This is a genomic window from Chromobacterium haemolyticum DSM 19808, from assembly GCF_000711885.1.
GTDB classification, from domain to species: Bacteria; Pseudomonadota; Gammaproteobacteria; order Burkholderiales; family Chromobacteriaceae; genus Chromobacterium; species Chromobacterium haemolyticum.
This window is the reverse complement of record NZ_JONK01000004.1, coordinates 112584-133725: the sequence shown is the minus strand read 5'-3', so window position 1 is coordinate 133725 and position 21142 is coordinate 112584. Positions and strand designations below refer to the sequence as shown.

General features: G+C 59.7%; 17 protein-coding genes and 1 pseudogene. 6 read left to right on the top strand and 12 right to left on the bottom strand.

The features are described from left to right. Positions 1 to 4: 4 nt before the first annotated feature. The 11 genes from lpdA to BR71_RS02630 all read right to left on the bottom strand — a co-directional run bounded on the left by lpdA (position 5) and on the right by BR71_RS02630 (position 11810). Positions 5 to 1438 (bottom strand): dihydrolipoyl dehydrogenase, encoded by a 1434-nt coding sequence (gene lpdA, locus BR71_RS02680; RefSeq protein WP_043632329.1) that lies wholly within the window; start codon positions 1436 to 1438, stop codon positions 5 to 7. Between the two features lie 49 nt (positions 1439 to 1487). Beyond that, on the bottom strand, positions 1488 to 1670 hold the full coding sequence (locus tag BR71_RS02675) for a hypothetical protein (RefSeq protein WP_019103256.1): 183 nt from the start codon (positions 1668 to 1670) through the stop codon (positions 1488 to 1490). Between the two features lie 54 nt (positions 1671 to 1724). After that, positions 1725 to 2960, bottom strand: a complete 1236-nt coding sequence (odhB, locus tag BR71_RS02670) for a 2-oxoglutarate dehydrogenase complex dihydrolipoyllysine-residue succinyltransferase (RefSeq protein WP_043632325.1) — start codon at positions 2958 to 2960, stop codon at positions 1725 to 1727. Positions 2961 to 3012: 52 nt separating this feature from the next. Then, positions 3013 to 5841, bottom strand: a complete 2829-nt coding sequence (locus BR71_RS02665) for a 2-oxoglutarate dehydrogenase E1 component (RefSeq protein ID WP_043632322.1) — start codon at positions 5839 to 5841, stop codon at positions 3013 to 3015. Between the two features lie 199 nt (positions 5842 to 6040). After that, the gene (gene gltA / locus BR71_RS02660; protein WP_039756047.1) at positions 6041 to 7333 is read right to left on the bottom strand and encodes a citrate synthase; all 1293 of its coding nucleotides are present in this window, start codon (positions 7331 to 7333) and stop codon (positions 6041 to 6043) included. A gap of 53 nt (positions 7334 to 7386) precedes the next feature. Further along, positions 7387 to 7635 (bottom strand): FAD assembly factor SdhE, encoded by a 249-nt coding sequence (locus tag BR71_RS02655; RefSeq protein ID WP_019103260.1) that lies wholly within the window; start codon positions 7633 to 7635, stop codon positions 7387 to 7389. Beyond that, positions 7632 to 8342, bottom strand: a complete 711-nt coding sequence (locus tag BR71_RS02650) for a succinate dehydrogenase iron-sulfur subunit (RefSeq protein ID WP_019103261.1) — start codon at positions 8340 to 8342, stop codon at positions 7632 to 7634. Before BR71_RS02650 ends, BR71_RS02655 begins: the two co-directional genes overlap by 4 nt. Before the next feature lie 13 nt (positions 8343 to 8355). Continuing rightward, positions 8356 to 10128 (bottom strand): succinate dehydrogenase flavoprotein subunit, encoded by a 1773-nt coding sequence (sdhA, locus tag BR71_RS02645; protein ID WP_043632319.1) that lies wholly within the window; start codon positions 10126 to 10128, stop codon positions 8356 to 8358. Then, positions 10128 to 10472 (bottom strand): succinate dehydrogenase, hydrophobic membrane anchor protein, encoded by a 345-nt coding sequence (gene sdhD / locus BR71_RS02640; protein ID WP_043592734.1) that lies wholly within the window; start codon positions 10470 to 10472, stop codon positions 10128 to 10130. Before sdhD ends, sdhA begins: the two co-directional genes overlap by 1 nt. Beyond that, complete coding sequence (sdhC, locus tag BR71_RS02635; RefSeq protein WP_019103264.1) at positions 10466 to 10840, bottom strand: succinate dehydrogenase, cytochrome b556 subunit; 375 nt, start codon at positions 10838 to 10840, stop codon at positions 10466 to 10468. Before sdhC ends, sdhD begins: the two co-directional genes overlap by 7 nt. A gap of 235 nt (positions 10841 to 11075) precedes the next feature. Next, positions 11076 to 11810, bottom strand: coding sequence for a GntR family transcriptional regulator (locus tag BR71_RS02630; protein WP_043632316.1), 735 nt, complete (start codon positions 11808 to 11810; stop codon positions 11076 to 11078). Positions 11811 to 12020: 210 nt separating this feature from the next. On the opposite strand from BR71_RS02630, the gene BR71_RS02625 reads away from it, so the two are divergent. From BR71_RS02625 to BR71_RS02605, 5 genes are all read left to right on the top strand, one after another. Continuing rightward, a complete protein-coding gene (locus tag BR71_RS02625; protein WP_019103266.1) occupies positions 12021 to 13001 on the top strand; it encodes a malate dehydrogenase in 981 nt (326 codons plus the stop codon). Positions 13002 to 13117: 116 nt separating this feature from the next. Further along, positions 13118 to 14222 (top strand): peptide chain release factor 2 gene (gene prfB, locus BR71_RS02620; RefSeq protein WP_114152232.1). Its coding sequence is split into 2 segments (ribosomal slippage): positions 13118 to 13198 and positions 13200 to 14222, totalling 1104 coding nucleotides; the frame shifts between segments, so codons are not numbered across the junction. Positions 14223 to 14294: 72 nt separating this feature from the next. After that, positions 14295 to 15800 (top strand): lysine--tRNA ligase, encoded by a 1506-nt coding sequence (lysS, locus tag BR71_RS02615; RefSeq protein WP_043632313.1) that lies wholly within the window; start codon positions 14295 to 14297, stop codon positions 15798 to 15800. A gap of 862 nt (positions 15801 to 16662) precedes the next feature. Continuing rightward, positions 16663 to 17241, top strand: coding sequence for a TnsA endonuclease N-terminal domain-containing protein (locus BR71_RS02610; RefSeq protein WP_043632311.1), 579 nt, complete (start codon positions 16663 to 16665; stop codon positions 17239 to 17241). Further along, on the top strand, positions 17219 to 19159 hold the full coding sequence (locus tag BR71_RS02605; RefSeq protein ID WP_043632307.1) for a Mu transposase C-terminal domain-containing protein: 1941 nt from the start codon (positions 17219 to 17221) through the stop codon (positions 19157 to 19159). The genes BR71_RS02610 and BR71_RS02605 overlap by 23 nt, the downstream gene beginning before the upstream one ends. Here BR71_RS02605 and BR71_RS23255 read toward each other — a convergent pair. After that, positions 19146 to 20295: pseudogene (locus BR71_RS23255) on the bottom strand (IS3 family transposase). The gene BR71_RS02605 and the pseudogene BR71_RS23255 sit on opposite strands and share 14 nt — an antisense overlap. Before the next feature lie 96 nt (positions 20296 to 20391). Between BR71_RS23255 and BR71_RS02585 the strand changes: the two are divergent. Then, entirely contained in the window at positions 20392 to 20703 is a 312-nt protein-coding gene (locus BR71_RS02585; RefSeq protein WP_043632292.1) for a hypothetical protein, read from the top strand. Positions 20704 to 21142 lie beyond the last annotated feature (439 nt).

The following is a 21142-nucleotide window of genomic DNA, read 5'->3' as shown; positions in this document are numbered from 1 at the left end:
ACGCTTAGCCGTGCAAGGCGCGCTTGTCGGCGGCCAGAGCGGCTTCGTGTATCACTTCGGACAAGGACGGGTGAGCGTGGACGATGCGCGCCAGGTCTTCGCTGGCGGCCTTGAACTCCATCGACACCACGCCTTCGCTCACCAGTTCGGACACCATCGGGCCTATCATGTGCAGGCCCAGGATGCGGTCGGTCTTGGCGCAGGCCAGGATCTTGACCGTGCCTTGCGCTTGGCCCAGGCCCAGCGCGCGGCCGTTGGCGCCGAAACCGGAAGTGCCCTTCTTGTACTCTACGCCCTCGGCCTTCAGTTGCTCCTCGGTCTTGCCAACCCAGGCGATCTCCGGAGAAGTGTAGATCACCCACGGAATCACGCCGAAATCCACGTGCGGCTTCTGGCCGGCGATGCGCTCGGCCACGGCCACGCCCTCTTCCGAGGCCTTGTGCGCCAGCATCGGGCCGCGCACCACGTCGCCGATCGCCCATACATTGGGCAGATTGGTGTGGCAATGGTCGTCCACCGCCACGAAGCCGCGCTCGTCCAACTGCAGGCCCACCGCGTCGGCGCCCAGGCCCTGAGTGTTGGGCACGCGGCCAATGGAGACAATCAGCTTGTCGAACTCGGCCTTGACCGCTTCGCCGTTCAGTTCGTAGTTGACGGTGACGCTCTTCTTGCCGGCCTTCACTTCGCCGATTTTGACGCCCAGCTTGATGTCCAGGCCGGTGTCCTTGGTCAGGGTCTTGAAAGCTTCTTTGGCGATCTGCTGGTCCGCGGCGGCGAGGAAGGTCGGCATCGCTTCCAGGATGGTCACTTCGGCGCCCAAACGCTTCCAGACGGAGCCCATTTCCAGGCCGATCACGCCGGCGCCGATCACGCCCAGGCGCTTCGGCACATCCGTCAGCGCCAGCGCGCCCTCGTTGTCCAACACCAGCTTGTTGTCGGTGGCCAGGCCCGGCAGCGCGCGCGGGCTGGAACCAGTGGCCACGATCACATGCCCGGCTTCCAGGGTGTCCACCACCTTGCCGCCGTCGCTGACCTCGATCACCCACTTATCGCCTTGACGGCCCTTGAAGCTGGCCAGGCCGTGGATGTTGGCGACCTTGTTCTTCTTGAACAGGAAGCTGATGCCCGCGGCGTTCTTGGTGATGATGTCGGTCTTGCGCGAAATCATCTGCGCCACGTCCATCTTGGCGCCGGAGACGCTGATGCCGTGCTTGGCGAAATCATGCTGCACCGCGTGGAAGTTTTCCGACGACTGCAGCAGCGCCTTGGACGGAATGCAACCGACGTTCAGGCAGGTGCCGCCCAGCGACGCCTTGCCTTCCGGGTTTTTGAACGCATCCACGCAGGCGGTGTTGAAACCCAGCTGGGCGGCGCGGATGGCGGCTACGTAACCGCCGGGGCCGCCGCCGACCACCACTACATCAAACGATTGGCTCATCTTGTTTTCCTTTGTCGGTGGCGGGCGCGCGGCCCGCCGGCTGCCTGGTCTACTTGCCGACCTTCAGCAGCAGAATGCCGAATGCGATCATGAACAGACAGAGAATGCTTTTGCCGATCAAGCTGTACAGGTCTTCGCGCACGCCGTTTTGGCGTTTTTTCCAGGTCAGCCAGCCTATGGCCACGCCGGCCAGGATGGCGGCAATTCCGTAAAACCAGTCGGGCAACTGCATTCAAGCTCCATTCATCGCAAGACAGGCCGGGAGCGCGCCCCCGGCCGAGGGTGATTACAAGTCGAGGATCAGGCGGGCCGGATCTTCAATCGCGTCCTTGATCGCCACCAGGCTCAGCACGGCTTCGCGGCCGTCGATGATGCGGTGGTCGTAGGATTGGGCAAGATACATCATCGGACGCACCACCACTTGACCGTTCTCAACCACGGCGCGCTCCTTGGTGGCGTGCATGCCCAGAATCGCGGACTGCGGCGGGTTGATGATGGGGGTGGACATCATCGAACCGAAGGTGCCGCCGTTGGAGATGGTGTAGGTGCCGCCGGTCAGTTCTTCCACGGTCAGCTTGCCTTCCTGGGCGCGCTTGCCGAAGTCGGCGATCTGCTTCTCGATGTCGGCCAGGCTCAGCTGGTCGGCATTGCGGATCACCGGCACCACCAGGCCGCGCGGGCTGCCCACGGCCACGCCGATGTCGAAGTAGCCGTGATAGATGATGTTGTTGCCGTCCACCGAGGCGTTGACGATGGGGTATTTCTTCAGCGCGGCGACCACGGCCTTGACGAAGAAGCCCATGAAGCCCAGCTTGATGCCGTGCTCCTTCTCGAAGCGGTCCTTGTACTTGGCGCGCAGGTCCATCACCGGCTTCATGTTCACTTCATTGAAGGTCGTGAGGATGGCGTTGGTCTGCTGCGACAGGATCAGGCGTTCAGCCACGCGCTGACGCAGACGGGACATCGGCACGCTCTGTTCCGGACGATCGGACAGGATGGCGGCGACGTTGACCGCGGCCGGGGTGGCGGACAGCGCGGCGCCGGCGGCGGCCGGAGCCAGCACCGGGCCGGCCTGGGCCGGAGCGGCTTGCTTGGCGGCCTGCACGTCTTCCTTCAACACGCGGCCGTCGCGGCCGGAGCCGGCCACCTTGGACAGGTCGACGCCGGTTTCCGCAGCCAGTTTGGCGGCGGACGGCATGGCGGCGGCGCCAGCCGGGGCGGCGGCGGGAGCCGGAGCAGCAGCCGGCGCGGCCGCGGCGGCCGGAGCCACATCGCCGGCCTTGGCCGCGGTGTCGATCTTGGCGATCAGTTGGCCGGACACCACGGTGGCGCCGTCTTCCACGATGATTTCAACGATCACGCCTGCCTGCGGCGCTGGCAGTTCCAGCACCACTTTGTCGGTTTCCAGATCGATCAGGTTCTCGTCGCGGCTGACGGCTTGGCCAACCTTCTTGTGCCAGCTCATCAGCGTGGCTTCGGATACGGACTCGGGCAGTTGCGGGACGGTAACTTCAATCAGCATGTTCTTCTCCATGTAGAGGCAGCCCTCCGGCTGCCTCGAACTCATTCAGTGGTTATTTGGCGACCGACATGGCTTCTTCAACGAAAGCCTTGAGTTGGGCGACGTGTTTGCTCATATAGCCTACGGCCGGGGAAGCGGACGACGGACGGCCGGCGAACGACAAGGACTGCTTGGCGCCCAGCAGGCCTTCCAGGCGGTGACGGATCTGGTACCACGCGCCCTGGTTGCGCGGCTCTTCCTGCACCCACATCACTTCGCGAGCCTGCGGGAAGCGCGCCAGCTCGGCGGCCACCTGCTCGGTCGGGAACGGGTAGAGCTGCTCGATGCGCACGATGGCGATATCTTCGTCCAGGCCGCGTTCCTTGCGGGCGGCGGCAAGGTCGTAATACACCTGGCCGGCGCACAGCAACACGCGCTTGACCTTCTTGGCGTCCTGCACCACCGAGTCGCCTATCACCGGGCGGAAGCTTCCGCTGGTGAATGCTTCGATCGGGCTCATCGAATCCTTGAAGCGCAGCAGGCGCTTGGATAGGAAGATGACCAGCGGCTTGCGGTACGGCCGCAGCACCTGGCGACGCAGCATGTGGAACATCTGCGAGGCTTCGGACGGCATCACCACCTGCATATTGTGCTCGGCGCACAGTTGCAGCCAACGCTCCAGGCGCGCGGACGAGTGTTCCGGGCCCTGGCCGTCGTAGCCGTGCGGCAGGATGGTGGTCAGGCCGCACAGACGGCCCCACTTGGTCTCGCCGGAGGAAATGAACTGGTCGATGGCCACCTGGGCGCCGTTGGCGAAGTCGCCGAACTGAGCTTCCCAAATCACCAGCTGATCCGGAGCGGAACAGGCATAACCGTATTCATAGGCCAGCACCGCTTCTTCGTTCAGGATGGAGTCGATCACCAGGAAATCAGCCTGGTTGTCGGACATATTGCGCAGCGGCACGTAGCTGCCCTGGTCCCAGCTCTCGCGGTTCTGGTCGTGCAGCACGGCGTGGCGGTGGCTGAAGGTGCCTCGGCCGGAGTCTTCGCCGGACAGGCGCACGCCAAAACCGTTGGTCACCAGGCTGGCGTAAGCCAGGGTCTCGGCCATGCCCCAGTCCGCGTTCTGCTCGCCGGCGGCCATCGCCTTGCGCGCGGCCAGCACCTTCTGCACCGTCGGGTGCAGCTTGAAGCCCTCCGGCAGCGAGGTGAACTTGTCGGTCAGGCGCTGGATGTCGGCCTGCGGCAAGGAGGTGTCGGTCGGGTGCGCCCAGTGGGTGCCCAGGTACTGGCTGAAGTCCAGCGCGTGCTCGCGCTTGTAGTTGGTCAGCGCGGTCTGCTCTACGTGCTCGCCCTTGTCCAGCGCGTCGCGGTAGGCCTGGATTTGCGCGTCGGCTTCTTCCGCCTTCAGCACGCCTTCCTGCACCAGACGCTCGGCGTACATCGCGCGCACGCCCTGATGCTTGGCGATCTTCTTGTACATCATCGGCTGGGTCAGGAAGGGATCGTCGCCCTCGTTGTGGCCCAGTTTGCGGTAGCACACCAGATCGATGACCACGTCCTTCTTGAAGGTCATGCGGTAGTCCAGCGCGGCCTGCATCACATAGCAGACGGCTTCCGGATCATCGCCGTTGACGTGGAAGATCGGCGCTTCGATCATCTTGGCCACGTCGGTGCAGTACATCGTCGAACGGATATCGCGGGTGTCCGAGGTGGTGAAGCCCACCTGGTTGTTGATCACGATGTGGATGGTGCCGCCAGTGCCGTAGCCGCGGGTCTGCGACAGGTTGAAAGTGCCCTGGTTGACGCCCAGACCGCCAAAGGCGGAGTCGCCGTGAATCAATACCGGTACCGCGGTCTTGCGTTCCGTGTCCTTGCGGCGCTCTTGACGCGCGCGCACCGAGCCCTCCACCACCGGGTTGACGATCTCCAGGTGAGAAGGGTTGAAGGCCAGCGACACATGCATCGGGCCGTCGGCGGTCGGGATGTCCGACGAGAAGCCCATGTGGTACTTCACGTCGCCGGAAGCCATTTGCTGGGCGGCCTTGCCTTCGAACTCGGCGAACAGGTCGCGCGGCAGCTTGCCCAGGGTGTTGACCAGCACGTTCAAACGACCGCGGTGAGCCATGCCGATGATCAGTTCCTGCACGCCCTGGCCGGTGGCGTTCTGGATAAGATGGTCCAGCGCGGCGATAGCCGACTCGCCGCCTTCCAGCGAGAAGCGCTTCTGGCCGACGTATTTGGTGTGCAGATAGCGTTCCAGCGTCTCGGCGGCGGTGATCTGCTTCAGGATGCGCTGCTTCTTGGCCGCGTCGTAATGCGGCGTGGACAGGTCGCCCTCGAAGCGCTTTTGCACCCAATGCTTTTCATCCGACTTGGTGATGTGCATGTACTCGACGCCGATATTGCCGCAGTAGGTCTGCTTCAGACGCGCCAGAATGTCGGACAGCGGCATCTTCTGCGGGCCCACCAGCGAGCCGGCGTTGAATTGCACCGCCATATCGGCCCCGGTCAGTCCATGGGTAGCCGGATCCAGTTCGCGCACCAGTTCCTGATCCATGCGCTTGAGCGGGTCCAGGTTGGCCTGGCGGCTGCCCAGCACGCGGTAGGCGGAAATCAGTTTCAGCACCCCCACCTGCTTTTGCATGGTGTCCCATTCAGCCCCGCTGCTGGCGCGCTGGCCGGCGGCCGGCTTCTTGGCCAGCTGAATGAAGGATTCCTGGATCGGCATGTGCGGCACATCGCGTTCGGCAGCGCCCGGCGCTTGCGCCAGCTTGTCGAAATAGTCGCGCCACTCATTCGGAACGGAATTGGCGTCAGCGAGGTACTGTTCGTACAGCTCCTCGATGAACGGTGCATTCCCACCGAACAGGTAAGAATGGCTGTACATGGATTGCATCATGGGGCTACCCTTTGTCGTTTCTGTTCGGAATCCGGCCAGCTACGCCCTGGCGCGAACTCCCTGTTGCAGCATGGGGAAAACGCTATCGGAAAAACTTTTTTGTTGTGCTTCCCATAACATTCTGACCCTGCCCCGGCCCGCCTTCGGGCCGGAAAAAAAGGCTGACTGAAGCCCTGCTCCAGCCAACCCTCGTTCCTGCTTACTTGCGTTTCTCCACCGGGGTGAAATCGCGGCGGGGCGCGCCGGTGTACAACTGGCGCGGACGGCCGATTTTCATCGCCGGGTCGGAAATCATTTCGCTCCAGTGAGCAATCCAGCCCACGGTGCGGGCCAGCGCGAAGATCGGAGTGAACATTGATACCGGGATGCCGATCGCCGACAGCACGATGCCGGAGTAGAAATCCACGTTCGGGTACAGCTTGCGCTCGATGAAATACGGATCGGACAGCGCGATCTTTTCCAGCTCCATCGCCAGCTTGAACTTGGGATCGTTGTGCAGGCCCAGCTCGTTCAGCACTTCGTCGCAGGTCTGCTTCATGATGGAGGCGCGCGGGTCCATGTTCTTGTACACGCGGTGGCCGAAGCCCATCAGTTTGTAGCGCTTGTCCTTCACGCCTTGCATGAAATCGGCCACGTTTTCCACGCTGCCGATCTCGTCCAGCATCTTCAGCACGGCTTCGTTGGCGCCGCCGTGAGACGGGCCCCACAGGCAGGCGATGCCGGCGGCGATGCAGGCGAAGGGATTGGCCCCGGAGGAGCCGGCCAGACGCACGGTGGAGGTGGAAGCGTTCTGCTCATGGTCCGCGTGCAGAGTGAAGATGCGGTCCAGCGCGCGCGCCAGCACCGGGTTCACCTTGTACTCTTCGCACGGGGTGGAGAACATCATGTGCAGGAAGTTTTCCGCGTAGGTCAGGCCGTTTTTCGGGTAGGAGAACGGCAGGCCCTTGTTGTAGCGGTAAGCTTGCGCGGCGATGGTCGGCAGCTTGGCCACCAGGCGATGCGCGGAAATGCGGCGATGTTCCGGATTGGAGATGTCCAAGGAGTCATGGTAGAAGGCGGACAGCGCGCCCACCACGCCCACCATCACGGCCATCGGATGCGCGTCGCGGCGGAAGCCCTTGAACAGGCTCATCAGCTGATCATGCAGCATATTGTGGCGCATGATGCCGCGTTCGAATTCCTTGCGCTGCGCCGCGGTCGGCAGCTCGCCGTTCAACAGCAGGTAGCAGACTTCAAGATAATCGCTTTTCTCGGCGAGTTGCTCGATCGGGTAGCCGCGGTAGTAGAGCTGTCCCAGATCGCCGTCGATGAAGGTGATGCCGGACTCGCAGCTGGCGGTGGCCAGGAAGCCCGGGTCGAACGTGAACATGCCGGTTTTGGAGAAGGTGCGGATGTCTACGACATCCGGCCCCAAAGTGCCGCTCTGGACCGGCAAATCCAGAGTTTCCTTACCCTCGTTGTATGTGAGCGTTACTTTGCGATTAGTTTCCACAGCAATACTCCCAGTCGGTTTATGGTCGTTGTAATTGGGGTGATGCATAGCCGTCAGAGCGAGCGGAGAATCGCCACGATGGCCATCTCTTCCGGATCGTCCAAATCGGCCTTGCCGCTGACGACATCCAGAAAATCGGTATCGGGCAAATCCAGCAACCGCCTATAAGCCTCAATCTCGGCCGGGGCCAACTGGTCGAAGGGGCCGGCGAAGAACTTCTCCAACACCAGATCCAGCTCCAGTAGCCCCCGCCGGGACCGCCAACGGATCCGCTTGAGTTCAATCGGATCGTAGGCGGTCATACTGCACGCTTGACCATCAGGTCCTTGATCTTGCCAATCGCCTTGGTCGGATTCAGGCCCTTGGGACACACGTCCACGCAGTTCATGATGGTGTGGCAACGGAACAAGCGGTACGGATCTTCCAGATTGTCCAGACGCTCCTTGGTGGCTTCGTCGCGCGTGTCCGCGATGAAGCGGTAGGCGGCCAACAGACCGGCCGGGCCGACGAACTTGTCCGGGTTCCACCAGAAGGACGGGCAGGACGTCGAGCAGCAAGCGCACAGAATGCACTCGTACAGGCCGTCCAGTTCCTTGCGGTCTTCCGGCGACTGCTTGCGTTCGCGCTCCGGCGGCGGCGTGTCGTTGATCACATACGGCTTGATCGAGTGGTACTGCTTGAAGAACTGAGTCATGTCCACGATCAGATCGCGGATCACCGGCAGACCCGGCAGCGGACGCAGCTCGATCGGCTGTTTCAGGTCGCGGAAGTCGGTCAGGCAGGCCAGGCCGTTCTTGCCGTTGATGTTCATCGCGTCGGAACCGCAGACGCCTTCGCGACAGGAGCGACGGAAGCTCAGCGTGTCGTCCTTCACCTTCAGCTTCACCAGCGCATCCAACAGCTTGTGCTCGGTGGAGCTCATCTCCACGCTGATGTCCTGCATGTACGGCTTGGCATCGGTTTCCGGGTTGTAGCGGTAGATGCGGAATTTGACGGTTTCGGTAGTCATCTTGATTGCACCCTTAGTAGGAGCGGGTCTTCAGCGCGATCGTATCGACCGACAGCGGCTTCAGGGTGACCGGCTTGTAGTCCAGACGGTTGGCTTCGCGATACCACAGGGTATGCTTCAGCCAGTTCTTGTCGTCGCGGCCGTTCGGGGTTTCCTCGGTGTCCTTGGCGTCGTCGCGCACATGGGCGCCGCGGCTCTCGGTGCGGGCATTGGCCGAGATCATCGTGGCCTTGGCCACTTCGATCAGGTTTTCCAGCTCCAGCGCCTCGATGCGGGCGGTATTGAAGACATTGGACTTGTCGGAAATCTCGGTGCGCTGCACCATCTTCTCCACTTCCAGAATCTTCTCCACGCCTTCGGCCAGCATGTCCTTGAAGCGGAACACGCCGCAGTGCGCCTGCATGGTGCGCTGCATGGCTTCACGCGCATCGTTGACCTGCACGCCGCCGGTCTGGGTGTTCAGACGCTCAACGCGGGCCAGCGAGCGCTCGACGTCCGCCAGCGCCAGCTCCGGCAGATCTTCCGGCTGCTGCTTGATGAACTCGATCATCGAATTGGCCGAGCTCTTGCCGAACACCAGCAAATCCAGCAACGAGTTGGTGCCCAGGCGGTTGGCGCCGTGCACCGACGCGCACGCGCATTCGCCCGCGGCATAGAAGCCCTGCACTTTTTCGCCATGCACCACCACTTCGCCGTGGTAGTTGGTGGGAATGCCGCCCATCTGGTAATGGCAGGTCGGCACCACCGGAATCGGGGCCTTGATCGGGTCCACGCCGGCGAACTTGATCGAGATCTCGCGGATGCCAGGCAGCTTGGACATGATCACTTCCGGATCCAGATGAGTGATGTCCAGCAGCACGTGATCCTTGTTCGGGCCACAGCCGCGGCCTTCGTTGATCTCGGTCACCATCGCGCGCGACACCACATCGCGGGACGCCAGATCCTTGGCGTTGGGCGCGTAGCGTTCCATGAAACGCTCGCCCTGCGCATTGCGCAGAATGCCGCCTTCGCCGCGCACGCCTTCGGTGATCAACACGCCCGCGCCAGCCACGCCGGTCGGATGGAACTGCCAGAACTCCATGTCTTCCAGCGGAATGCCTGCGCGAGCGGCCATGCCCAGGCCGTCGCCGGTATTGATGAAGGCGTTGGTGGACGAGGAGAAGATGCGGCCGGCGCCGCCGGTGGCGAACAGGGTGGCCTTGGCCTGGAACACGACGATTTCCGAAGTTTCCATTTCCATGGCGATCACGCCCTGGACATTGCCGTCGGCATCGCGGATCAGGTCCAGCGCCATCCACTCAACGAAGAAGTGAGTGTTGGCGCGCACATTGCGCTGGTACAGCGCGTGCAGCATGGCGTGGCCGGTCCGGTCGGCCGCGGCGCAAGCGCGACGCACCGGCTTCTCGCCGAAGTTCGACATATGGCCGCCGAACGGGCGCTGATAGATGGAACCGTCGGCGTTGCGGTCGAACGGCATGCCGAAGTGTTCCAGCTCCACCACCACCTTGGGCGCTTCGCGGCACATGAATTCGATGGCGTCCTGATCACCCAGCCAGTCCGACCCCTTGACGGTGTCGTACATATGCCAGTGCCAATGATCTTCCTCGGAATTGCCGAGCGAAGCGGACACGCCGCCCTGGGCGGCAACAGTGTGGGAGCGGGTCGGGAATACCTTGGACAGCACAGCTGTCTTCAGGCCGGCCTCGGACAATTGCAAGGCCGCGCGCATGCCTGCTCCGCCTGCCCCAACGATAACGGCGTCGAAATGACGAACAGGAATACCCATTACAGCCCCCAGACCACTTTAACGGAATAGATAAAACAGGAAACCAGCCAAACGATGGTGAACACGTGCAGCGCCAGGCGAACGCCCACCGGCTTCACATAGTCCATCCACAGATCGCGGATGCCCACCCATACGTGGAGGAACAGGGCGATCAAGCTTACCTGGGTCAGCAGTTGCACCCAGAACTGGCCGAAGAACGCCTTCCAACCTTCGTAGCCGGACGGCATGGTCAACAGGAACAAAGCCAAAGCCACGGTGTAGATCAACATGATCACCGCGGTGACGCGCTGCATGATCCAATCGCGCAGGCCATAGCCGGCGCCGACGACATTGCGGTTTACCATAGAGCAACTCCCAGAACCACGGTCAGCGCCAGGCTGACTGCCACAACGGTCTTGGCGGTGGCGCGGGCGGTCTGCAGTTCAAGACCTTTATGAATATCGAGGAAGAGGAAACGGATACCGGCACAGAAATGGTGCATATACGCCCACAACAGGCCGAGCAACACCAGCTTCATCAGCGGGTTGCCCACCACGGCGCGGTAGGTTTCGAACGATTCGGCCGAACTCAGCGAACCGTGCAACAGGTAAATCAACAGTGGGAGAGAAAAGAACAGCGCAACACCGCTGATCCGGTGCAAGATCGAGACGATGCCGGGAATCGGCAATCTGATCTTGGCCAGATCCAGGTGCTTTGGTCGTTGCTTCTGCATATGGCTTCCTTGGATGTTTTTAGAACCAAGAGGTTACACAACAGACGACCCGCTACGAGGCCGCCCGCCTGAAGGGCTCCGTTTTTGTTATGGCTGGATGCCCGTCATTACCGCTCATGCCGCACCAGGAATATCGCGGTGCAATATGACCCGGGGATTCTAGCAAAACTGGCTGGCCGCGGCCTGTCTTTCGCCGCCGGCCCAGCCGTCCACGTCACGTCAAAAGCCCGCCGCGTCAAGCCCGGCGGGCGGTATAAGCCCAGTTGTGCGTCAAACAGTAACGCTGCCGCCACTCCAGCGGCACGCCCTCCATCGAGCCTGAAATCCGTATCAGGCTCAAGGCCGGCGCCTCGGCCACCATGCCGGTGACGCCGAGCAAGGCGCTTTCCTCGCGCGGCAGCATCAGCGCGCGGAACTGCTCGCACAATACCTTCAAACGGATGCCGAAGCGCTGCTGCAGCGCCTGATACACCCCGGACGAACCGCGCAGCCAGCGCGCGTCCAGCCCTTCAAACTCGTCGGCCGGCAAGAAGGCCTCATCCACCGCGACCGGGATGCCGTGCCAGCGCCACAACTGCCGAACTCTCAATAAAGGCGCAGCGCGCCGCAATTGCAATGCCGCGGCCATGTCATCGCTGGCGTTGCCTCGCGAAATACCGAGGAACTCCCTCGCCAGATCGTCCGGCTGCTCGTTGAACAGCCCCGGCGTCAGCAGCAGGCCTTCGCCCCATTCGCTGGGCGCCGGCGCCACGAAAGTGCCCCTGCCCTGCGCGCGATACAAAAGACCGTCGGCCACCAGTTCGCTCAAAGCCTTGCGCACCGTGCCCTGGCTTGCGCCCAACTCGTCCGCCAAATCCCATTCGCTGGGCAAGGCATCGTTTTCCTGCCACTCGCCATCGCCGATCCGTCGCAGCAACTGCTGTTTGATCTGGCTGTACAGCGGCTGTCTACGCAGCGGTCGATCTGTCATGTTCTCTGTTGTATCACCAAACAAATCAAGCGTAAATACAAGTCTTATATAAGATACAAGACTTTGCTGCCCCTATCAGCTTTTCTGATGAGGAATCCACCCCCACATTGGCTATACTCCGTGTTACACTCAGCCGCACAAAAGCATTTAATGCTGCAGAGCAACATCTGCATATCGTCATTATCGGATACATCAAAGGAGAGTCCGCCAATGAAAGCTCCCGTTCGCGTCGCCGTCACCGGCGCAGCCGGCCAAATCGGCTACAGTCTGCTGTTCCGCATTGCCAGCGGCGAAATGCTCGGCAAGGATCAACCGGTCATCCTGCAACTGCTGGACCTGCCGCAAGCTCAAACCGCCCTCAAGGGCGTGATGATGGAACTGGAAGACTGTGCCTTCCCCCTGCTGGCCGGCATGGTCGCTACCGACGATCCGAACGTGGCCTTCAAGGACGTCAAGGTCGCGCTGCTGGTAGGCGCCCGCCCGCGCAGCAAGGGCATGGAGCGCAAGGATCTGCTGGAAGCCAACGGCGCCATCTTCACGGTGCAGGGCAAGGCGCTGAACGACCACGCCGCTCGCGACGTGAAAGTGCTGGTTGTGGGCAACCCGGCCAACACCAACGCCTGGATCGCGATGAAGTCCGCTCCGGATCTGAATCCGAAAAACTTCACCGCCATGTTGCGTCTTGACCACAACCGCGCGCTGTCCCAGATCGCCGCCAAAACCGGCAAGCCGGTGGCCGCCATCGAGAAACTGGCGGTATGGGGCAACCACTCGCCGACCATGTACGCCGACTACCGCTTCGCCAGCATCGCCGGTCAGCCGGTCAAGGCCATGATCAACGACGAAGCCTGGAACCGCGACGTATTCCTGCCCACCGTGGGCAAACGCGGCGCCGCCATCATTGAAGCGCGAGGCCTTTCCTCCGCTGCTTCCGCAGCCAATGCCGCCATCGACCACGTCCACGACTGGGTGCTGGGCAGCAACGGCAAGTGGGTGACCATGGGCATTCCGTCCGACGGCTCCTACGGCATCCCGGAAGGCGTGATGTACGGCTTCCCGGTTGTATGCGAAAATGGCGAATACAAGATTGTGCAAGGTCTGGAAATCGACGAGTTCAGCCGCGAGCGGATGAACTTCACCCTGGCCGAACTGGAAGAAGAGCGCGCCGCCATCGCTCACCTGTTTGGCTGATCCATCCCAAGTCTTTTCAGCAAAAGCGCACCTTACGGTGCGCTTTTTTGTCTTTGATCAAGACCCGATTTCCCGACTGCCTATATTTAACAGACTGCTATTTGGAGTTGAGCATGATTGAAGTCGAAGTACTGAACCAAATCGCGGCCAAGATCGACGACCTGGCCACCCGTGGCGCCGATATCCGGGGGTATCTTTGACTACGACGGTAAAAAAGACCGTCTGGAAGAAGTATCCCGCCTGACCGAAGACCCGGATATCTGGAACGACCCCAAGCGCGCTCAGGAACTGGGCCGCGAGCGCAAACAGCTGGAAGACGTGGTGCTGGTGATCGACGAGATCAGCGCCATGGTCAGCGACAGCGCCGAACTGTTCGAGATGGGCCGCGCCGAAAACGACGACGACACCATCCTGGCCGTACAGGCCGATCTGGACACCGCCGAAGCCAAGCTCGCGCAGCTGGAATTCCGCCGGATGTTCCACGACCCGATGGACCCGAACAACTGCTTCCTGGATATCCAGGCCGGCGCCGGCGGCACCGAGGCCCAGGACTGGGCCGGCATGCTGCTGCGCATGTATATCCGCTACGCCGAACGCAAGGGCTTCAGCGTGGAAGTGCTGGAAGAATCCGAAGGCGAAGTGGCCGGCATCACCAGCGCCACACTGAAGATCAGCGGTGAATACGCCTACGGCTTGCTGCGCTCCGAAGTCGGCGTGCACCGCCTGGTGCGAGTGTCCCCGTTTGACTCCAACGCGCGTCGCCACACTTCGTTCTCCTCCGTCTTCGTCTATCCGGAAGTGGACGACAGCTTCGAGATCGACATCAATCCGGCCGATTTGCGCGTCGACACCTACCGCGCCTCCGGCGCCGGCGGTCAGCACATCAACAAAACCGACTCCGCCGTGCGCATCACCCACAATCCCACCGGGATCGTGGTGCAGTGCCAGAACGACCGCTCCCAGCACCGCAACCGCGACGAAGCGATGCAAATGCTGCGTGCCAAGCTGTACGAACTGGAACTGAAAAAGCGCAACGAGGCCAAGCAGGCGCTGGAAGACACCAAGACCGATGTGGGCTGGGGTCATCAGATCCGCTCCTACGTCTTCGACCAGTCCCGAATCAAGGACCTGCGCACCAGCTACGAAGTGGGCAATATCAAGGGCGTCATGGACGGCGACCTGGACGGCTTCATCGAGGCCAGCCTGAAACAAGGCGTCTGAGCCTAAACTCGCTTAACCCGGTCGCCGCCCGCGCGGCGGCCAACAGCCATTGCATTGAATTACGGAGTGAACATGTCTGAACACGAGCAAACATCGCCTAGCCAGGACGAAAACCAGATCATGGCGGAACGCCGCCAAAAGCTGAAAAGCATCCGCGAACAGCGTATCGCCTTCCCCAACGACTTCAAGCGCAGCCACTTCGCGCAAGTCCTGCAGGACGCTCACGCAGGCAAGGAAAAAGAAGCGCTGGAAGCCGAAAAGATCGAGGTTGCCGTCGCCGGCCGCATGATGTTGAAACGTGTGATGGGCAAGGCCAGCTTCGCCACGCTGCAAGACGGCAGCGGCCGCATTCAGGCCTACATCTCCAATGACGGCGTGGGCGAAGAACTGCACGCCGAGTTCAAGCACTGGGACTTGGGCGATATCGTCGCCGTCAAAGGCACCCTGTTCAAGACCAAGACCGGCGAACTGACGGTACAAGCCAGCGAAGTGCGCCTGCTGTCCAAGAACATCCGCCCGCTGCCGGAGAAATTCCACGGCATCACCGATCAGGAAACCAAGTACCGTCAGCGCTACGCCGACCTGATCATGAACGAAGACAGCCGCCAGACCTTCATCAAGCGGTCCAAGATCATCCAGAAGGTTCGCGACGTGATGGTGGGCGAAGGCTATCTGGAAGTGGAAACCCCGATGATGCACCCGATCCCGGGCGGCGCCGCGGCCAAGCCTTTCGTCACCCACCACAATGCGCTGGACATGCCCTTGTACCTGCGCATCGCGCCTGAGCTGTATCTGAAGCGCCTGGTGGTGGGCGGCCTGGAACGCGTGTTCGAGATCAACCGCAACTTCCGCAACGAAGGGATGAGCACGCGCCACAACCCCGAGTTCACCATGATCGAATTCTACGAGGCTTACAGCGACTACCAGCGCATGATGCAGATGACCGAGACCATCATCCGCGAATGCGCGCTGGTATCCTGCGGTTCCACCACCGTCAGCTATCAAGGCAAGGAAGTGGACCTGGGCAAGCCCTTCGACCGCTTCACCATCGTCGGCGCGATCAAACACTACAACCCGCAGTACACCGACGCTCAACTGGCCGACGCGGCCTGGGTGGCCAGCGAGATCAAGCGCCTGGGCGGCAAGCTTCCTCCCGCGCCGGGCCTCGGTAGCCTGCAATTGGCGCTGTTTGAGGAATGTGCCGAAAGCCTGTTGTGGAACCCGACCTTCATCATCGACTACCCGGTGGAAGTGTCCCCGCTGGCGCGCGGCTCCGACAGCAAGCCGGGCCTGACCGAGCGTTTCGAACTGTTCATCGTCGGCCGCGAACACGCCAACGGCTACTCCGAGTTGAACGACCCGGAAGACCAAGCCGCGCGCTTCCTGTCCCAAGTGGCGCAGAAGGATGCCGGCGACGACGAGGCAATGCACTACGACGCCGACTACATCCGCGCGATGGAATACGGTCTGCCGCCCACCGGCGGCTGCGGCATCGGCATCGACCGTCTGGTCATGCTGCTGACCGACGCGCCGTCCATCCGCGATGTCATTCTGTTCCCGCAAATGCGTCCGGAATAAGCGTCCCAAGCCTCCACATTAGGGCTGTAGGTTTGCAGAGTTAATGGGATTTTTTTGCAAAAAGTGAGAAATCCATATTACTCGGCTCTAAAAAAGCTCCGCCACTGTGCGGGGCTTTTTTACGTCCCGTCGTGTAGGTTTGCAGAGTTGATGCAAATTTTCAGCATTTAGGTGAAAAACAGAGTGTTTGCTCAAAAAAAGCCCCGACTTTAAATCGGGGCTTTTTTATTTCTACTATTCCTTATCCATCACTCCGGGCATATTCAAATTAGCCCAAAGGGATATTAGCCAAATTTCTGAATTTTTTGTATCACAATACTAGTTTTTTTATTTCACAATATCGTCGGAAATACACTCTGCCAGTTGAAATTAAAATATTTTAATTGGAAATCTTTGCTGTAGCGTCTAATATATTCCACCTAAAAACCCCCGAATATAGCTACTATACAATTTGAAGCCACGCATCAATAACGGAGGAGATCCATTAGCGCAATAAAGGAATCTGCAAAGCCTTTCCAGCTGACAAACAAGAAAAGGGTAGGTGCTTTCGCACCTACCCTCACTTGATCCTTTAGGAATACGAGCCGAACTCGATACATAAAGGGCCTTCGACAAGCCAAGTATCGTTCCCTCTCCCCCTAAGGTCAAGCTCCGTTTGTCTTTTTAAAGCGAACTCGTTGTGTCGAGAGGCATAGTCACGTCCTCTCGCTAACGAAATCGGAGAGAAACAATGACATATCTAATACATGCTACTGGCCCATGGCCAGGTCGGCAGAGAGAAACGCATTCGCCAGCTCGTCAAATCGTCGCACCCACAGGAACCATTATTCGTGGCAGCTTCCCATCCGTCACAGCAAGACGAATGGTTGGGTTCGAACAGTTACTAGAACGCGATGCGTTATACCTATTCGACTTTACTCCACAAGTTGTCGATATCAAGGAGCAGCCGTTCAAGCTCCGATACGCGATGGGCAATAAAGTCCGGCGCTATACCCCTGATTACGCCCTGACGATAAGGGACGGCTCGATTTTGATCGTTGAGGTAAAACCGGCGCGCTCCCTGGCCAGGCCGGACGTTAACGAAAAGCTGCGACACATCCGTGATGCCATGCAGCACCAAGGCCACGAGTTCATCGTGCTCTCAAGCGACTCCATTCGAGCACCGCATCGGCTAGACAACCTCAAGCAGTTGCACCGTTACTTGCGTCAACCTTTCTCACTAGAGGACCGGCTGGCAAGGCAGCAACTACTCAGCCAATTTAGCCATGGCGGCCGGGCAACTATAAACCAGCTTTCGCAGGAGCTTGGAAACTTGGGGGCCATCATGCGCCTGATCGCTCATGGACTGGTGAGCTGTGATCTTGATCGGCCCATCACCACGGACACTGTGATCACTTTGACAGAACAGGAGGACGACTATGTCTTCGTCAATTCGCTTTAACCAAGGCAGCACCTTCCTTTTGGATGGGCGAGAAGTCAGCGTCGTCCGGGTGATCAACGGCAACCTTGTGACCCTGGAGGATATCGCCTCTTTGGTGGTGTACCAGCACACCAAGCAGCAGCTTCTGGAACTATGGGCAGCCGGGCGCATTACATCCAAGCCGATCGCCGACCTTCCGTCCGCTGCCGGGCCGAACCGTATACATCCGGATACCTTGTGCAATTATCCGCAAAAGGCGATTGATGAAGCGTTACGGAGGAAAAAATATCTGGATGCGCTCTCGGCCATGGGGAATAAGATCGTCTTCACTCCAGCCAAGCTCCGGCCACTTCTCGAACGCATCGCTCAGCAACTTGAAGACCCTGAGGTACCCTCGACTGTAACTATCTACCGATGGTTCAAGAAAAAGCTGCAGCATGATGATCATCCACTCGCTTTGCTGGAAAAGCCCTATTCCCGTGGATGGTTTGGCTGCCGCTTCCCGACCGAGGTTCAGGAAGCGCTCATTGAGCTGATCGAGACCCGCTATCTGGAAGTACCGGGATTTAGCATTGTGGATCTTCATGACGCCTTACGTGTCCGTATTCATGCCTTGAACCAAGTGCGTGCACCCGATAACACCTTGCTTCTACCAAGTTATGACACCGTACGTCGGGCAGTCCTTGCCTACCCTGCTTACGAACAGGCTGTGGCCAAATTTGGCAAGCAAGAAGCGTCACTCCGCTTCCGCACTAGCTTGGGCAGCCCCAAAGCCAAGTTCATATTGGAAACCGCTGAAGTCGACCACACACCAGTAGATCTATTTGTCGTAGACGAAAAAAATGGAATGCCATTTGGCCGCCCGTGGCTAACCGTCATCATCGACCGGAAGAGCCGGATGATTCTCGGCATCTACGTCAGCTTCGGCGGACCAAACACTGAGGCGGTGTTCGGCTACCTACGGAATACCATCCTGCCGAAGGCCTACGTTAGCGAACACTACTCACGTGTCGAGGGTACTTGGCCATGCTTCGGACTCATGCAGACACTGGTCTGCGACAATGGCCTGGAATTTCATAGCCGTGCCCTGGAGCAGGCGTGCTTCGAGCTAGGCATCATCCTGCAGTTCTGCCCCAAGCGAAAACCGTATTTCAAAGGGATGGTCGAGCGGGCCTTTGGCTCAATCTCTCGCAACTTTCTGCATGCACAGGCAGGAACCAGCCTCTCCAACTGGATGGAACGCCATGGATACGATCCGCTGAAAACCGCCGTGGCCACATTCGACGAACTCATGCATGCCCTACACATCTGGATTGTCGACGTGTACTCGGTCAAGTTTCATCGTGGCCTCAAGCGTACGCCTCTGGGAATGTGGCAGGACGGCACCCATGACAACCCACCCGCCTTACCGAATCTGAAAGTGCTGGATGTTGCGTTGACCGAAGGGGAAGAACGGGTACTTTGGCACTACGGCATCGAGCTGTTCAACCTGCGTTACAACAGCCGGGAGGTCTATCCGATCCGCCACCAGTATGGAGAAAAGGTAACCGTACAGGTTCGATACAACCGGGCTGACCTTGGCCACATCTACGTGGTCCATCCTGACACCGGGGAAGCAATCAAAGTACCGGCGGTCGAATTCGACTACGCCTCGGGCCTTCGCCTGGAAGTCCATCAGCTTATTTGCCAAGAGTTGCGCGAAGCCGGCCTATCCGAAACCGATCCCCTGAAACGCGCCCAAGCCAAAGAACAGATTCGTCAGGTAATCGGCGAGCAGCTTGCCAGCAAGAAGCTCAAAAAACGAAAACAGTCGGCTAGGCTATCAGGTATTAACTCTCAGCAGGCTCAGACAGCAAGTCTAGATGCAGAGCCAGCGTCTCCAAAAGCGGTTCAGCAGACCCTTTCACTGAATCGCCCCGGCTTCTCTAGACACTCTTGAGCCGTTGGAAATATTGCTTCTCAAACTCTACCGGCGATAGCCCGTTTGCGGAACCATGCCGGCGTTTCGGGTTGTAGAACATCTCGATGTAATCGAAGATGTCACGGCGGGCTTCTTCCCGGTCGTGATAGGTTTTTCGCTTGATGCGCTCCCGCTTCAGTAGCTGAAAGAAACTCTCCGCCACGGCATTGTCGTGGCAGTTTCCTCGCCGGCTCATGCTGGGTACCAAGCGATGGGCCTTCAAGAAGTCCTGCCAGTCGTAACTACTGAACTGACTCCCCTGTCGGAATGCACCAGCACCTCCTGCTTGGGCTGACGTCGCCACACCGCCATCAACAAGGCATTCAGCACCAGCTCTCTATCGATACGTGACTGCATCGACCAGCCAATGACCTGTCGCGAGAACAGGTCGAGCACCACCGCCAGGTACAGCCACCCCTCATGCGTGCGGATATACGTGATGTCGGTCACCCAGGCTTTATTCGGCGCATCGACGGTGAACTGGCGCTGCAGGTGGTTCGGCGCCACCACTGCCGGGCGGCCACTGTAATGCCCAGGGCGCCGGTGGTAGCCCGTCTGCGAACGCAGGCCCTCCTGCTTCATCAGCCGTGCCACACGATGTTTGCCGCAGCGCTCCCCCTGAGCCTGCAGGTCGTCATACACCTTGCGGTAGCCATAGACACCGCCACTCTCGAGCCAAGCCTGCTTGATTTGCCCCAGCAAGCGTTGGTCTTCGCGGGCGCGGAGTGAATGCGGGGACGCTTTCCAGGCGTAGTAGCCGCTGGGATGCACTGACATGACACGACACAGTCGTCGGACTGGAAACTGCTGCTCGTGGGCCCGGATGAAGGCATACCTTACCCGGACTCCTTGGCAAAGTATGCGGCGGCCTTTTTTAGGATGTCGCGTTCCTCGGTGACCCGTTTCAGCTCTGCCTTGAGATGGCGGATTTCGGCTTGCTGGTCTACTGATTCGGCCGGTTTGGCGCGCGTGGGGTCGTAGCGTTTCAGCCATTGATACAGGCTGTGGGCAGATACGCCGAGACGGCTGGCTACTTCGGCGACGGGATAGCCGCGTTCAGTGACCTGTTTGACGGCTTCAATCTTGAACTCTTCGGGGAAACGCTGCCTGCTCATGACACCTCCTTGCTGGGCCTAGTGTGAGGCTCTTGAAGTGTCTAGGAAAGGAGGGGCGATTCAGGGGCCATCCCCGGACTGCTCGATAGCGCCGGCATGTTTGCGCGTGAATTTGGACGTGAATTGACTGATCCGGTGTTGGTCGCTGTCTATAGAGGAGCGTGGGGCACTGCGCTCCTATATGGATTCGGATTCTTGATGGTCGCATCCAACCCCATACGCCACACCGGCATCGTGTTTATGGGCGGCATTGGTAAGGCTCTGTTTGCACTGAACCTCTTATACATGCTTCAAAATGGATGGACATCAGACTTCGCCATACTTGTGGTCATTGGTGACGCATTCTTTGTGGCGGCCTTTGTCATGTACTTCGCCAGGCTGAAGAAACTTGGCGAGTCAATCATTTAACGACATCCCATAAGCCGGCAGAGGAAGAACTCACGCCAAAACGGCCCACCCGCGGCCAAAACCTGGGGTAGATGGGCTGCTGATAGTTCATTGGCGCTATATCTGTAAGTGATTGATTTGCTGTAACCGACGACAAAATTTTCACGGAGAGCGCAAATTTTGTAGGGTCTTTTCATGTAGCCGGCGCACTCACGGGCTTGGCACATGAGCACGGAGATGAAAAACCATTACAAATAAATGGCCATATTTTTCACGAACGCTGTAAACCAACAACACGGCCAAGCCGCTCGCCGAATGGTGCGCGGCTTTTTTTATCCCCGCCCCGTACTACTTTGCCTCAGCCGTGAAGCTGGCCTTCTAGCCGCTTAAGAAGCTGTTTACGATCTGCTGCGCTGCGGCGACACGGCGTTAAAAACAAGCTCAAAATACTCATGTCCCC